Raw genomic sequence first — 15,687 nt, 5'->3', positions numbered from 1 at the left:
CCGGTCAGGTTTGACGGGCGGCCGCCTGCGAAGCGGCCGCTGCCGGCGCCGCCTTCGACGGCGGCGCTTTTTCGACGGGCTTGACGGCCGTATCGGGCGCGAACTGCGCGACGTCGTCGACGATCACGCGCTCGCCGCCCGCGAGGCCGCGCGTGATGCGCCAGTCACGGCCGCTCATCTGGTCGGCCGTGACCTCGACGTCCTTGACCTTGCCGTTCGCGCCGACGACGCGCACCGACGTCCGGTCGGCGGTGCGCAGCAGCGCGTCGCGCGGCACCAGGATCGCCCGCTGGTCGACCGCCGTGTCGAGCGCGATCCGGACGTACGCGCCCGGCAGCAGCTCGCGCTCCGGATTGGGGAACAGCGCGCGCATCGCGACGGTATCGGTGGTCGGATCGACCGCGAGATCGCTGAACAGCAGCTTGCCCTTCAGCGGATACGCGGTGCCGTCGGCGCGCAGCAGCGTCACCGCGACGTCGTGCTGCGCGATGCCCGTCGCGCGCCCGCTCTTCACCGCGCGACGCAAGGCGTCGACGTCGGCGGCCGGCTGCGAGAAGTTCACGTAGATCGGATCGAGCTGCTCGACGGTCGTGAGCGGCGTCGCCTGGTCCTGGCCGACGAGCGCGCCCTCGGTCACGAGCGCGCGCCGTGCGCGGCCCGCGATTGGCGCGGTGACGGTCGCGTAATCGAGCTGCAACTGCGCGCGCGCGAGCTCGGCCTTCGCGGATGCAACCTCGGCCTTCGCCTGCGTATCGGCCGCGACGGCTTCGGTATGGTCGCGCTCGCTCACCGCGCGGTCGCGCACGAGATCGTCGTAACGGCGGCGCTTGTCGGTCGCCGCGAGCGCGGCGGCCTGCGCCTTCGCGAGCGCGCCCTGCGCGGCGTCGCGTGCGGCCTTCAGCGGCGCGGGATCGATGCGGAACAGCACCGCGCCCTGCTTCACTTCCTGGCCTTCCTCGTAGGTGCGTGCGGTGACGATGCCCGCGACCCGCGCGCGGACTTCCGCCTGCCGGTAGGCGTCGAGCCGGCCCGGCAGTTCGACGGTCATCGGCACGGCCGTCGGGCGCACCGTCACGACGGTGGCCTGCTTCGCGGTCTCCGGCGCGGCATCCTTGTCGCCCTTTCCACATCCGGCCACGGCCAACAGGGCCGCGAGCGCGAACGGCGCCAGCCGCGTGCGGCGCCACAGGGTGCGTTTGTTATTCATGTTCTGACCTCGGATCATTCACCGCCGATACAATGCGGCGGCTCAGGGTGGCCGATTATAATCAGTCACGACTGATTAAATACACGCGCTTTCAATCCGGCTGACACACTGTCTCAATAAAACGACAGCGAACTGTAAGGAATTTCACGACATGGCCCGCAAGACCCGGGAAGAATCGCTCGCCATCAAGCACCGGATCCTCGACGCCGCCGAGCTCGTCCTGCTCGAAAGAGGCGTCGCGCAAACCGCGATGGCGGACCTCGCCGAGGCCGCCGGGATGTCGCGCGGCGCCGTCTACGGCCACTACCGCAACAAGATGGAAGTGTGTCTGGCGATGTGCGACCGCGCGTTCGCGCGCACGTCGGAAGGGTTCGACGCGGGCGACGGCCTGCCGCCGTTCGCGACACTGCGGCGCGCCGCATCGCACTACCTGCAGGAATGCGGCGAGCCGGGCCCGATGCAGCGCGTGCTCGTGATTCTCTATACGAAGTGCGAGCAGAGCGAGGAAAACGGCGCGCTACAGCGGCGCCGCATGCTGCTCGAGCTGCAGATGCTGCGGATCACGAAAGCGCTGCTGCGTCGTGCGATCGCCGCCGGCGAGGTCGCCGCCGATCTCGACGTGCACCTGGCCGCCGTCTATCTCGTGTCGCTGCTCGAAGGCGTGTTCGCGTCGATGATCTGGACCAACCGGCTGCGCGGCAACCTGTGGAACGACGCCGAGGCGATGCTCGACGCCGGCTTCGACGCCGTGCGCACCTCCGCCGCGCTGCGCCGACGCGCGCAAAAATTGCCGGACTGACGAGAATCGTCGTAACAAATGCTGATTTAACCCGACTTACCGCACTGCGAAACGAATGAGCTGACCCTCTTTAAAATTTTTAACGTTTCGCGGAACATCGGTAGACTGACGCTGTCATCTTTCTTTAGCGTCTTCGTGATAACCGGGTTCGACCCGGTATGCACGCCGCCGTTCGAAGCGGGCACTGCCCCGCAGGTTGGGTCGAACGGAAACGACACAGGCCCCTGGCGGGGCCTGTTTTGTTGCACGCCCGCCGCCCGCCCCGTCGCCGTTTGACGGTGTGCCGCCGGCGGCCCCCGCCCACACCCCTTTGAACCGCTTTCCTGGATGTGGACACCTTGGTCAAGTCCGTCGCAACCCCTGATGCCGTCGCACCCGGTCGCGCGCAGCGCGTCGTGCGCACGCTCGTGCCGGCCGCCGTGCTCGGTGCCCTCGCCGCATTCGGCCTCGCCGCCGCGCTGCCGGCCGTGTCGCAACTGCCGGGCGCCGTCGACTCGGGCACGGCCGCGCTGCCGCAGCGCGTGCTGTCCGATACACCGTTTCCCACCGCGCAGCATTTCGTGACGAGCGAGCTCGCCCGCACGATCGGCGAGCGCAACGAACACCTCGATCGCAACGATCGCAACCTGCAGCCCGGCCTGTTCGCGCCGCTCAGCGCGCATCGCAACGACATGCTCGGCTACGCGAGCCTGTTTCAGTTCGCGGCGCCCGACCACCAGCAAGGCATGCGCGCGGGCGACATCGAACTCACGCTGTCCGATACGCTGAACCGTCTCGACGTGCCGCCCGAAGTGCGCATCCAGCTCGGCGATCTCGTCACCGGCAAGGTCGCGATGCGCGCGAGTGCGCAGCGCGGCGACTATTACCGCGTCGCGTTCGACACGAACGACGGCACGCCGCGCCTCACCGCGCTCGAGCTGCGCGTCGCCGGCCGCACGTTCGGCGCGATCTGGTTCCGCGCGCCGGGCGCCGAGCACGGTGCGTACTACGCGCTCGACGGCTCGCCGCTCGAAGCCGCCGCATTCACGATGCCGGTCAAGTGGACGCGCATCAGTTCGTTCTTCGGCGAGCGCATCCATCCGCTGTCGCAGGCGATGGCGTTTCATACGGGCGTCGATCTCGCCGCGCCGAGCGGCACGCCGGTCGATGCGGCGGCCGACGGCGTCGTGTCGTTCGTCGGCACCGATCCGGGCGGCTACGGCCGCTATGTGATCGTCGATCATGCGGATGGCTATTCGACCTACTACGCGCACCTGTCCGCGTTCGCTCGCGGGCTCAAGACCGGCGAAACGGTGAAGCAGGGGCAACGTATCGGCTCGGTCGGGATGACGGGCGCGGCAACCGGCCCGCACCTGCATTTCGAGGTGCGGGTCGCGAACGATCCGGTCGACCCGCTCGTCACGCTGGCCAGCGCGCAGACGGCGCTGTCGGACATGCAGCTCACCGCGTTCCGCCAGGAAGCCGCGCAATGGCGCTTGCGCCTCGCGTCGATCAGCACCACGCCGTTCGCGTTCGCGCAGAACGACGGCCCGCTGTGGGGCGATTTCGCGACCGGCCCGTCGACGCTGCGTGCGGTGTTCGATACGCACTACAGCGCGTCCTGACGCTGACGGACTGAAGCGTCCGGGCATCTCAGCCTCATCGGCACCACCGCGCGCGTCGCCGCTCGAATAACGGCGACGCGACCCGCTGCGGATGGTCGCACATCATCCATCCTCATCACCGAAGCGCGCGCACGCCTCGCACGCGTGCTCGCCGGCCCACCGTTACCGCGCGGGTTCCGTGCGTTCGGCCGTCGCCTGCGCCGCACGTTGCGTGCGCGGCCCCCGCGACAGCAACCACCGCGCCCCTCCATCGAGCGACGTGCACAGCACCAGATAGATCAGCGCGACGAACAGGAAGATCGGCGCCGGATACACCATCAGCCGGTTGTTCACCTGCGTCGCGACGAACGACAGCTCCGGCACGCCGACGATATACGCGAGCGACGTGTCCTTCACGAGCGCGACCCACTGGTTGACGAACGACGGCGTCATGATCCGGATCGCCTGCGGCAGCAACACGTAGCGCACCGTCTGCCAGCGCGTGAGCCCGAGCGACAGCCCGGCCTGCCATTGACCGTCGCCCGCCGCGACGATCCCCGCATGCACCGCATGCGCGAGATACGCGCCGCCGATCAGCGCCAGCGCGCACACGACCGTCGCGAGCCCCGGCACGTTCATGTGCAACAGCACGGGCATCAGGAAATACGTCCAGAAGATCAGCATCAGCACCGGAATCGCGCGAAAGAAGCCGATGAACGCGAGCAGCAGCACGCGCGCCGGGCCGCGCGCCAGCGCCATCGCGACGCCGAGCGCCACGCCGAGCACGGCCGACGCGATCGCGGATGCAAGCGCCAGCACCAGCGACAGCGCGGCGCCGCCGAGCGGGCCGTCCGGAAACGCGCCGACGAGCAGGTACGGCAGATTCGAAAGCAGCAGCGAAAGGTCCATCGTCAGCGCCCCGCTCCTAGCCGGTCGCGCCATTGCGTGGCCGCATACGCACCGGCCTCGATCGCGGCCACCGCCGCGATGTACAGCAAGGTCGCGACGCCGAACGCGGCGAACGTCTGGAACGTCTCCGTCTCGACCTGCCGCGACGCATACGACAGCTCGGCGACGCCGATCGCCATCGCGAGCGACGAGTTCTTCACGAGATTCATGTATTGGCCGAACAGCGGCGGCAGCGCGATGCGCACGGCCTGCGGCAGTACCACGTAGCGCAGCGACTGCATCGGCGTGAGGCCGAGCGCGGCCGCCGCATCGTGTTGCGCGCGCCGCACGCCGCGCAGGCCGGCTTCGCATTCCTCGGCGACGAAGGCAGCCGTATAGGCGCTCAGGCCGACCCAGCCCGCCACGAATTCGAACGACGGCCACGCGGGCGTGAACGGGCCCACGCTCACCGCATGGCGCGCATTGAGCCATGCGATCCACGTTTCGGGCAGCAACGACGCGACACCGAAATACCAGAACAGCAACTGCACGAGCAGCGGCGTGTTGCGGAACGCGACGACGTACGCGGCGGCTGCCGCGCGCGGCGCCTTGCCGCGCGCATGCCGCATCACGGCGAGCAGCAGCCCGCCGACGGTCGCGGCGACGGCCGACGCGGCCGCGAGGCCGAGTGTCAGCAGGAAGCCCTGCCAGAGCCAGGACAGATATTTGGGAGCCAACCCGAGCATGCTGAGGAGCGCGCACGACGCGCGCGGTCGGATGAAAACGAAAAGCGCCGCGCGGCCGAAGTCCCGGCCAAACGCGGCGCGCGTGCGGCAGCGATCAGGTCTTGTCGCCGATCCGGAAAATGCGCGTGAGCGGCGTTTTCGTCGTCGGCCCGAACCATGCGTCGTAGATCTGCGTCGCGCGGCCGTTCGCCTCGAGCCCCTTCAGCGTGTCGTTGACGAAGCCGAGCAGGCGCGTCTCGCCCTTCGGCACACCGACGCCCATGTAGTCGTTCGAGATCGTGAACGCCGGGATCTCGTAGTTCTGCTTGTCGGGCACGTTCGCGAGCAGGCCGATCAGCTTCGGGCCGTCCTGCGTGATGGCCTGCACGTTGCCGGCGCGCAGCGCGGCGAACGCGAACGGCGTGTCGTCGTACGCGACGATCGTCGCCTTCGGGAATTTCTCGCGCAGCGTGATCTCGTTGGTCGTGCCCTTGTCCGCACCGACGCGCAGGCCGTTCAGCTGGTCGGCCGATTTCAGCACGCCCTTCTTCGCGAGAAATTGCTGGCCCGACGAGAAATACGGGATGCTGAAGTCGACCTGTTTCGCGCGCTCGTCGGTGATCGTGAAGTTCGCGAGCACGAGGTCGACCTTGCCGGAGGTCAGGAACGGGATACGGTTCGCGGGGTTGGTCGGTTGCAGCTGCAGCTTCACGCCGAGCTTGTCGGCGAGCGCTTTCGCGTAATCGACGTCGAGACCGACGATGTGGTTGCTTTTCGCGTCGACATAACCGAACGGCGGATTGCTGTCGAACGTCGCGACGCGCAGCACCCCGGCCTTCTTGATGTCGTCGAGACGGTCCGCATGGGCGACGGTGCCTGCGGTAACGAGCGCGACCCCGACGAGCCACGTAGCGAGCGTGTTGATTTTCATGAGCACGACCTGATTTGTTATGGAGGTCGCCGCGGATCGCGCGGCGGCACGGTTCGAAGAACATCGCGACGGAGTGTGTCGCCGCGAAGCCGCTAACGTATCAGCGCGTGCGGCGAATCCGAACCAACAAATGGTGCTTTGCTCTGCGGGTTTCGTGATGAGGCAGGCGGGCTGCGGGCACGCATTGTCGCCGCGCAAAAAAAGACGCCCGCTGCAAGCAGCGGGCGCGAATCCCAGTCAAGGAGGTGTCACACGAACTACGCAGTCAGATTAAGGAAATCGCCCGCCACGGACAACGAATCGATTTCCATATCGATATGACGCGGCGCGCTCATGCCGGCACTTCGCGGGTCGAACAATGGATGCCGCCGCGCACGTCATCGCACGCCGCAAAAAAACGTCCCGCCAACCGGCGGGACGTTCGTCATGATGCGAGTACGCGCCACGCGCGGCCGATCACGGCTCGTGGCGCAGGTACCCTTCCTTGCTCGGATCGCGCATCCGCCACGACACGATCAACGAGATCGCGCACAGCACGGTCACGTACCAGTAGAAGGTTTCCTCGCTGCCGATCGACTTGAACCACAGCGCGACGTACTCGGCCGAGCCGCCGAAGATCGCGTTCGCGACCGCATACGACAGGCCCACGCCCATCGCGCGCACTTCCGGCGGGAACATCTCGGCCTTGATCAGGCCGCTGATCGACGTGTAGAAGCTGACGATCGCCAGCGCAACCGTGATCAGCACGAACGCGGCCACCGGGCTCGTCACGCCCTTCAGCGCATGCATCAGCGGCACCGTGCCGATCACCGCGAACGAACCGAACAGGATCATCGACGTGCGGCGGCCGATCTTGTCCGACAGCGCGCCGAACACCGGCTGCATCAGCATGTAGACGAGCAGCGCGACGGTCATCACGTTGCTGGCCGTCTTCGCGTGCATGCCGGCGGTGTTCACGAGGTACTTCTGCATGTACGTCGTGAACGTGTAGAAGATCAGCGAGCCGCCGGCCGTGAAGCCGACCACCGTGAAGAACGCGCCCTTGTGCTGCCACACGCCGCGGATCGTGCCGGCGTCCTTCTTGTCGCGCGATGCGCTCGTCGACGTCTCGTCGAGCGATTTGCGCAGGTACAGCGAAATCAGCGCGGCCGCCGCGCCGACCACGAACGGAATGCGCCAGCCCCACGCTTTCAGTTCGCCGGCCGACAGCGTCTGCTGCAGGATCACGAGCACCAGCAGCGCGCACAGCTGGCCGCCGATCAGCGTCACGTACTGGAACGACGCGAAGAAGCCGCGACGGCCCTTCAGCGCCACTTCACTCATGTAGGTCGCGCTCGTCCCGTATTCGCCGCCCACCGACAGGCCCTGGAACAGGCGCGCGACCAGCAGCAGCGCCGGCGCGAGCGCACCGATCTGCGCATAGGTCGGCAGCACCGCGATCACGAGCGACCCGCCGCACATCATCAGCACCGAGATCATCATCGCCGCGCGACGGCCGTGACGGTCGGCAATGCGTCCGAACAGCCAGCCGCCGATCGGACGCATCAGGAAGCCGGCCGCGAACACGCCGGCCGTGTTCAGCAGCTGCGTCGTCGTGTTGCCGCTCGGGAAGAATGCCGGCGCGAAGTACAGCGCGCAGAACGAGTAGATGTAGAAGTCGAACCACTCGACGAGGTTGCCCGATGAGGCGCCGACGATGGCGAACACGCGCCGCCGGGTGTCATGCGCGGACAGCGCAGCTTGGTCGGTCTGGACGTCCATGGGTTGGTCTGTTCCTTTTAGTGCTTTCTGGGCGAGACGGCCGGGGCCGCCGCGTGCGGTCGCACGTGGCACCGGTTCCGGCGCACGGCGCTACGGGATTTTAGCGAAATGTAAAGTAACAAGCGCTCCGGGTTCGTCCCGATGTAGAAAATTTTTCTCCCGGCGCGCGTTCGTCATATGAAAACGCCAGCCCGCAGGCTGGCGTCCGATGCAAACATTTCCGGCGTGCGGCGATCACAAGCGCACTTCGGGCGGCACGTAGCGGCACTCGTAGCGCTTGCGCACGGTGCCGGCCTCGTCGACGCTTTCCAGGTACACGTCGAACTGCCAGAGCCGCGCCATGTGCTTGAGCACTTCCTCGCTGTCGTTCGACAGGTGGCGGTTGTCGGTCATGAAGTGGCGCAGCGTGAGACTGCGGTCGCCGCGCGTGTTGACGGCCCACACCTGGATGTTCGGCTCGCGGTGATGGATGTCGTACTGCCGCGACAACGCCTGCCGCACGTACTGGTAGCCGGAATCGTCGTGGATCGCCGATACCTCGAGCGAATCGCGCATGTCGTCGTCGAGCACCGAGAAGAGCCGCATCTCGCGAATCAGGTTCGGCGACAGGTACTGCGCGATGAAGCTCTCGTCCTTGAAGTTGCGCATCGCGTAGTGCATCGCCGGCAGCCACGGCGTGCCCGCGATCTCCGGAAACCACTTGTAGTCCTCCTCCGTCGGCGCTTCGCAGATCCTTCGGATGTCGCTCATCATCGAGAAACCGAGCGCATACGGGTTGATCCCGCTGTAATACGGCTTCGTGACGGGCGGCTGGTAGACCACGTTGCTGTGCGAGTGCAGGAACTCCATCATGAAGCCGTCTTCCAGCTTCCCCTGGTTGTACAGCGTATTGAGCAGCGTGTAGTGCCAGAACGTCGCCCAGCCTTCGTTCATCACCTGCGTCTGCCGCTGCGGATAGAAATACTGGCCGATCTTGCGCACGATGCGGATCACTTCCCGCTCCCACGGTTCGAGCAGCGGCGCATTCTTCTCCGCGAAATACAGCAGGTTCTCCTGCGGCTCGGACGGATAGCGGTCGTCCTGCTCCTCCGTCAACTCGGGCTTCTTGCCCGGCAGCGTGCGCCACAGTTCGTTCACCTGCGATTGCAGGTACGCCTCACGCTCGCGCCGCAGCGCCGCTTCCTTCGACAGCGACGGTTTCTGCGGCCGCTTGTAGCGGTCGACGCCGTAGTTCATCAACGCATGGCACGAGTCGAGCAGTTCCTCGACGCGATCGAGGCCGTAGCGCTCCTCGCATTCCGCGACGTAGTTCTTCGCGTACACGAGGTAGTCAATGATCGCGTGCGCGTCGGTCCACAGCCGGAACAGGTAGTTGCCCTTGAAGAACGAGTTGTGCCCGTACGCCGCGTGTGCGATGACGAGCGCCTGCATCGTCATCGTGTTCTCTTCCATCAGATACGCGATGCACGGATTCGAATTGATGACGATTTCGTAGGCCAGGCCCATCTGGCCGCGACGATAGCTCTTCTCGGTCGCGAGAAAGTGCTTGCCGAACGACCAGTGACGGTAGTTGACGGGCATCCCGACCGACGCATACGCATCCATCATCTGCTCGGCGCTGATCAGTTCGAGCTGGATCGGGTAGATGTCGAGCTCGTATTGTTCGGCGACCTGCGAGATGTGCGTGTCGTATTCCTCGAGCAATTCGAACGTCCAGTCGGACGGGCACGGCAACGGCTTGCGTTCGGCAACGTTCATACGCGCTTCCTTTTGCCCGGAACCGGGCAAGTCGGCGGCCGGCGGCGGTTCGGCCTGCCCGCGTTGCTGCGGTGCGGCAGGGCCGGCCGTGTCGTCGCCGGAAGGGCGCGGCGCGTAGCCGCGCGACTCGTTGTGCAGATGGCGGGTCGTCATGACATTTCCACCTGCTTTTCGAACAATTCGCGAAACACCGGGTAAATGTCCGCAGCCGATTCCACTTTTTTCATCGCGAGATGCGGTTGCGACAAGGCCAGTTGCGCGTATTCCAGCCACAGATTCTGCTCTTCCGGCGCGACCTGGATATACGCGAAGTAACGCGTCTTGGTGAGGATATCCTCTTCCAGGATTTTGCGACACTTGGGCGAATCGTCAGTCCAGTTGTCGCCGTCGGACGCCTGCGCGCCGTAGATGTTCCACTCGGTCGGCGAGTAGCGCTCGTCCATCACCTTGCGCATCAGTTCGAGCGCGCTCGACACCACCGTGCCGCCGCTTTCGGTCGAATGGAAGAAGGTGTCCTCGTCGACTTCCTCGGCCCGCGTGTGGTGGCGAATGAACACCACTTCGATGCGCTCGTAGTTGCGCTTGAGGAACAGGTAAAGCAGGATGAAGAAGCGCTTCGCGAGGTCCTTGCGCTGCTCGTCCATCGAGCCCGACACGTCCATCAGGCAGAACATCACGGCCTGGCTCGACGGTTGCGGCTGCTTCACGCGGTTGATGTAGCGCAGGTCGAACGGATCGATGAACGGAATCCGCCAGATACGCCCTTTCAGGTGATGAATCTCGGCCTCGAGCGTCGCGATTTCCGCGCGGCGGTCCTCGGGGTCGCTCTTCAGCGCTTCGAGCTGGGCCTCGAGCTCGCGCAGCTCGTTGACGAGCGGCGAGCCGAGCGCGATGCGCCGGCCGAGCGCGCTGCGCAGCGAACGTACGACGTCGATGTTGTTCGGCGTGCCTTCCGCCGACCAGCCCGCGCGCACGTTCTTCCAGCTCGGCACCGTCAGCAGGTGCGTCTTCACGAGGCGCGGCAGTTCGAGATCGTCGAAAAAATACTGCATGAACTCGTCGCGCGACAGCTCGAACACGAAGTCGTCCTGCCCTTCGCCCTCGTTGCTCGCCTGACTGCCGCCGCCGCCCGAGCCGCCCTGCGGGCGCGGGATCTTGTCGCCGCGCACGTAGTCCTCGTTGCCGGGGTGCACGTACTCACGACGCCCGCCCGGCGCGTGCCGGAAATTCGGCTCCGCGATGTCCTTGCGCGGGATCGTGATGCTCTGCGTGCTCTGGATATCCTTGATGCTACGGTCGCGCACCGCGTCGGACACGGCACGACGAATGTAGTTCTTGACGCGACGCAGAAAGCGTTCGCGATTGGCGATGCTCTTGTTCTTGCCGGCCAGCCTGCGGTCGATGATTTGATGAAGCACTCCCGGTCTCCCGCTCGAAAGTCGATCTGCCGGGGCACTCGCCGCGCATGCCGTCTGCCGTCATGCGGGCGGCGCCTCTGAAAGCACCCGTACGGACTCGCCGTACGGGCGCGATACCGCGCGTGTCATGACGACTTGCGCACGCGCAGGTACCAGTCGCAAAGGAGCCTCACCTGCTTCGGCGTATAGCCCTTCGCGACCATCCGGTTCACAAAGTCCTCATGCTTGCGCTGCTCCTCCGCCGAACCCTTCGCGTTGAACGAAATGACCGGCAACAGTTCCTCGGTATTCGAGAACATCTTCTTCTCGATCACGACCCGCAATTTCTCGTAGCTCGTCCACACGGGGTTCTTGCCGGCGTTCGCCGCCCGTGCGCGCAACACGAAGTTCACGATCTCGTTGCGGAAATCCTTCGGATTGCTGATTCCGGCCGGCTTCTCGATCTTCTCCAGCTCCGCGTTCAGCGCGGCGCGATCGAAGCTCTCGCCGGTATCGTGATCGCGGAATTCCTGATCCTGGATCCAGAAGTCCGCATACGTGACGTAGCGATCGAAGATGTTCTGCCCGTATTCCGAATACGACTCGAGATACGCGGTCTGGATCTCCTTGCCGATGAACTCCGCGTACCGCGACGCGAGCACGTCCTTCACGAACGACAGGTACTTCTGCTCGGTTTCCGGCGGGAACTGCTCGCGTTCGATCTGCTGTTCGAGCACGTACATCAGGTGCACAGGGTTCGCCGCGACCTCGCTCGTATCGAAGTTGAACACGCGCGACAGGATCTTGAACGCGAAGCGGGTCGACACGCCGGTCATCCCTTCGTCCACGCCCGCGTAGTCGCGATACTCCTGGTACGACTTCGCCTTCGGATCGGTGTCCTTCAGGTTTTCGCCGTCGTACACCTGCATCTTCGAGAACAGGCTCGAATTCTCCGGCTCGTGCAGACGCGACAGCACCGAGAACTGCGACATCATCTTCAGCGTGCCCGGCGCGCACACGGCCTCGGCGAGCGACGAATTGCGGATCAGTTTCTCGTAGATCTTGATCTCTTCCGATACGCGCAGGCAGTACGGCACCTTCACGACGAAGATCCGGTCGAGCAGTGCCTCGTTGTTGCGGTTGTTGCGGAACGCCTTCCACTCCGACTCGTTCGAGTGCGCGAGAATCACGCCGTCGAACGGAATCGCGCCGAAACCTTCGGTGCCCTTGAAGTTGCCTTCCTGCGTGGCGGTCAGCAGCGGGTGCAGCACCTTGATCGGCGCCTTGAACATTTCGACGAATTCGAGCAGGCCCTGGTTCGCCAGGCACAGGCCGCCCGAGTAGCTGTATGCGTCGGCATCGTCCTGCGCATACTGTTCGAGCTTGCGGATATCGACCTTGCCGACCAGCGACGAGATGTCCTGATTGTTCTCGTCGCCCGGCTCCGTCTTCGCGATGCCGACCTGCCGCAGGATCGACGGAAAGCGGCGCACCACGCGGAACTGGCGGATGTCGCCGTTGTATTCGTGCAGGCGCTTGACGGCCCACGGACTCAGGATGCTCTTCAGGTAGCGGCGCGGAATGCCGTACTGTTCCTCGAGGATCGGACCATCCTCGTCGTAGTCGAACAGCCCGAGCGGCGATTCGTTGACGGGCGAGCCCTTCAGCGAATAGAACGGCACGCGCTCCATCAGTTGCTTCAGGCGCTCGGCGATCGACGACTTGCCGCCGCCCACCGGGCCCAGCAGATAGAGGATCTGCTTCTTCTCTTCAAGACCTTGCGCAGCGTGGCGGAAATATGCGACCACCTGCTCGATCACCTCCTCCATTCCGTAGAACTCACGGAATGCCGGATATACCTTGATGACCTTGTTCGCGAAGATCCGCGACAGGCGCGGGTCGTTGCGGGTATCGATCTGTTCAGGTTCCCCGATTGCTTCCAGCATGCGTTCACCCGCCGTCGCGTACGCGGATGGATCGTTCTTGCAGAGCGCGAGATACTCCTCCAGCGAGAGCTCTTCCTCTCGCGTTTTTTCGAAGCGGTTCGCGAAGCTGCTGTAAATATCCATGCTACCTCCCTCGCCTGAGTCTGAAGACGTGCCTGCCTTCGTATGACTGCGCAGAAGCAAGCGCGTTCGAATTCATCCTAAACCCTTTCTTATTTTTTTTCACGAACTCTTCGTATGAAGTTCGTCATTCTCGACAACACCGCTTGGACAACGCATTTCGTCGTTTTACAATCGACCTCCCGAGCCGCAGAAACTGCATCCGCCGCGTCTCGTCGAACATCGAAACGTCTCGTGCGTTGGACACCTCCGACGTCGCCACTTCCTCCCCTCATCCCTATACGTTCGAGCGGTCGCGTGCGATGACACGCCGCGTGCACCGTTACAAATTTTTTTCGCAGTCCCTTACGGACATACCCGTACGACGAACGCGGGAACGTGACGTGCACGCAGCGTCGCCGCGTATGCGTCGGTGCGCGGCGCAGGTGACGACGCACGATCGATCGTCCGCGCTGTCACATTTCGTCCATCGCTGAAACGACGACGCCCGCTAATCGCGGGCGTCGTTCGTCACCAAATGGGGATAGATACGCAGTGCCTGCGGATCAGAACGTCTCCCAGTCGTCGCCGGCGGTCGCGGCTACCGGCGCGGGGGCGGCCGATACGGCGGCGGGCTTGCGCGCCGGCGTCGCAACTGGTGCGCGTTTCGGCGCGGCGTCGCGTTCGACGCGCGCGGCAGCCGGTGCTGCGGGCGCCGCAGCCGGCGCGGAAGGCGCACGCGGCGCATGACGCGCCACCGCAACGACGGTGCCCGCGCGTGCTGCTTCGTCGTCGAGCTGGAATACCGCCGCCGTTTCGCGCAGGCGGGCCGCCTGTTCCTCGAGCGACTGCGCGGCGGCCGCGGCTTCCTCGACGAGCGCGGCATTCTGCTGCGTGACCTCGTCCATCTGCGCGACCGCGCGCGCCACCTGGTCGATCCCGCTGCTCTGCTCCTCGGACGCCGCCGCGATCTCGCCCATGATGTCCGTCACGCGCTGGACCGCGCCGATCACGTCGCTCATCGTGCGCCCGGCTTCGTCGACCAGCGTCGAGCCCGTCCGGATACGCTCCACCGACGCGTCGATCAGCGCCTTGATTTCCTTCGCCGCGCTCGACGAACGCTGCGCGAGGCTGCGCACTTCGCCGGCGACCACCGCGAAGCCGCGGCCTTCCTCGCCCGCCCGCGCGGCTTCGACGGCCGCATTCAGCGCAAGAATGTTGGTCTGGAACGCGATTCCCTCGATGATCGCGATGATGTCGGCGATTTTGGCCGAGCTGTCGTTGATTTCGCCCATCGTGCCGACCACATGGCCGACCACCGTATTGCCCTTGTTTGCAATGTCGGACGCATTCGCGGCCAGCGAGCTTGCCTGGCGCGCATTGTCGGCATTCTGCTTCACCGTGCCCGTCAGTTGCTCCATGCTCGACGCGGTTTCCTGCAGCGCGGCAGCCTGTTCCTCGGTGCGCGACGACAGGTCGGTGTTGCCGGCCGCGATCTGGCGGGCCGCGGTCGCGATCGACTCGCTGCCGCCGCGCACGGTGCGCACCGTGTCGACGAGCCCGCGCTGCATCCTCGCGAGGCCTTCCAGCATCTGGCCCATCTCGTCGCGCCGGTCGACGACGATCGGCCGGCGCAAGTCGCCTGCGGCAATCGCGTCGAAATGCGACAGCGCGTCGGCGATCGGGCGGCCGATCGCGCGGCTCAGCGTCAGCCACGACAGCACCGCTGCGCCGATCCCGGCCAGCAGCACCACGATCGACAGCACGCGCATCGTCTCGAATACCGATTCCGCCTGATCGAAGCGCGCCTGCGCATTGGTGAACTGGAAGCTGCGCAGCGCTTCACCGGCCGTGGCGAGTTCGGTATAGCGCGCCTGAAGCTGCTTCGCGCCGCCGCCGATCCGGTCGTGATCGCCCGCCCCGACCGCACTCGCGAACGCATCGCAACTGTCCTGCAGCACCTTGCGCCGGGCGGCGACGTCCTGTGCGAGCCGGTCCTCGTCGGCGTCGCGCGGCAGCGCAAGGTATTTCTGCCACCAGGCGTCCGATTGTGCCCGCATCGCGCGGCTGCGCTCGATGGCCGCCGCCGAGTCCGGCGTGCCGGCCAGCAGCGCCGCACGGTCGAGTGCGAGGCGCTCGCGCGCGGCGAACATTTCCGCCATCGCCACGTTGACCGCGCTCGGCATCTGGTTCGTGAAAATCTCGCGCGTCGAATCGTTCGCACGCGTCATCCCGTACAGACCGAGCACGCCGGTGACACCCAGCAGTACCGCCAGAAACGCCATCGTCAAACCGATGCGCGCACGAATCGTCAGGTTCCTGAACACCATCATCCATCCTGTGTTGCGTCGTCATGAACGGGCCGGGCCCGTTGGCTCGAAGCATTGCTTCGCTTGATTTATTTACGACCGCGCAACGCACAACTTGACGGATTTCAGACCATTTTTTCGAATTATTAGTCTGAACATTACAAATCACTGAACAAAATGGCGTAAATTCGGGCCAGTTCGACAACGGAAGAAAAAAGACCGGCGAGGCACCGGCAGGTTCAGGCAGGTGCGGCCGGCGAGGTGCGGCCGGCCGTTTCGTGCGA

11 protein-coding genes are annotated in these 15,687 nt (G+C 65.3%); 2 read left to right on the top strand and 9 right to left on the bottom strand.

Going from position 1 to position 15,687, the window contains the following annotated elements:
* Positions 1-4: 4 nt before the first annotated feature.
* Positions 5-1,207 carry a MexX/AxyX family multidrug efflux RND transporter periplasmic adaptor subunit gene (locus SY91_RS11260; RefSeq protein ID WP_185920908.1) on the bottom strand — a complete coding sequence of 401 codons (1,203 nt, stop codon included), beginning with the start codon at positions 1,205-1,207 and terminating at the stop codon, positions 5-7.
* 151 nt (positions 1,208-1,358) lie between these two features.
* Between SY91_RS11260 and SY91_RS11255 the strand changes: the two genes are divergently transcribed.
* Positions 1,359-2,006, top strand: coding sequence for a TetR family transcriptional regulator (locus SY91_RS11255; RefSeq protein WP_069232612.1), 648 nt, complete (start codon positions 1,359-1,361; stop codon positions 2,004-2,006).
* A gap of 338 nt (positions 2,007-2,344) precedes the next feature.
* Entirely contained in the window at positions 2,345-3,610 is a 1,266-nt protein-coding gene (locus SY91_RS11250) for a M23 family metallopeptidase (RefSeq protein ID WP_034174141.1), read from the top strand.
* Between the two features lie 162 nt (positions 3,611-3,772).
* On the opposite strand, the gene SY91_RS11245 is transcribed toward SY91_RS11250, so the two are convergent.
* From SY91_RS11245 to SY91_RS11210, 8 genes are all read right to left on the bottom strand, one after another.
* Entirely contained in the window at positions 3,773-4,498 is a 726-nt protein-coding gene (locus tag SY91_RS11245; protein WP_034174142.1) for an amino acid ABC transporter permease, read from the bottom strand.
* A 2-nt stretch (positions 4,499-4,500) separates the two neighbouring features.
* Positions 4,501-5,223: an amino acid ABC transporter permease gene (locus tag SY91_RS11240; protein WP_185920907.1), complete on the bottom strand. Its 723-nt coding sequence runs from the start codon at positions 5,221-5,223 to the stop codon at positions 4,501-4,503.
* 94 nt (positions 5,224-5,317) lie between these two features.
* Positions 5,318-6,133: an ABC transporter substrate-binding protein gene (locus SY91_RS11235; RefSeq protein ID WP_006476062.1), complete on the bottom strand. Its 816-nt coding sequence runs from the start codon at positions 6,131-6,133 to the stop codon at positions 5,318-5,320.
* 456 nt (positions 6,134-6,589) lie between these two features.
* On the bottom strand, positions 6,590-7,894 hold the full coding sequence (locus SY91_RS11230; protein WP_006476063.1) for an MFS family transporter: 1,305 nt from the start codon (positions 7,892-7,894) through the stop codon (positions 6,590-6,592).
* Between the two features lie 234 nt (positions 7,895-8,128).
* Positions 8,129-9,805 carry a SpoVR family protein gene (locus tag SY91_RS11225; RefSeq protein ID WP_185920906.1) on the bottom strand — a complete coding sequence of 559 codons (1,677 nt, stop codon included), beginning with the start codon at positions 9,803-9,805 and terminating at the stop codon, positions 8,129-8,131.
* Positions 9,802-11,070 (bottom strand): YeaH/YhbH family protein, encoded by a 1,269-nt coding sequence (locus SY91_RS11220; protein ID WP_006476064.1) that lies wholly within the window; start codon positions 11,068-11,070, stop codon positions 9,802-9,804. Before SY91_RS11220 ends, SY91_RS11225 begins: the two co-directional genes overlap by 4 nt.
* A gap of 125 nt (positions 11,071-11,195) precedes the next feature.
* Positions 11,196-13,118 (bottom strand): PrkA family serine protein kinase, encoded by a 1,923-nt coding sequence (locus SY91_RS11215; protein ID WP_006476065.1) that lies wholly within the window; start codon positions 13,116-13,118, stop codon positions 11,196-11,198.
* A gap of 542 nt (positions 13,119-13,660) precedes the next feature.
* Positions 13,661-15,424: a methyl-accepting chemotaxis protein gene (locus SY91_RS11210; RefSeq protein WP_185920905.1), complete on the bottom strand. Its 1,764-nt coding sequence runs from the start codon at positions 15,422-15,424 to the stop codon at positions 13,661-13,663.
* Between the last annotated feature and the right edge of the window lie 263 nt (positions 15,425-15,687).

It is taken from the genome of Burkholderia cenocepacia, from assembly GCF_014211915.1.
GTDB classification, from domain to species: domain Bacteria; phylum Pseudomonadota; class Gammaproteobacteria; order Burkholderiales; family Burkholderiaceae; genus Burkholderia; species Burkholderia orbicola.
Note: the sequence above shows the minus strand (reverse complement) of the source record. Positions and strands in the feature narration are given on the sequence as shown.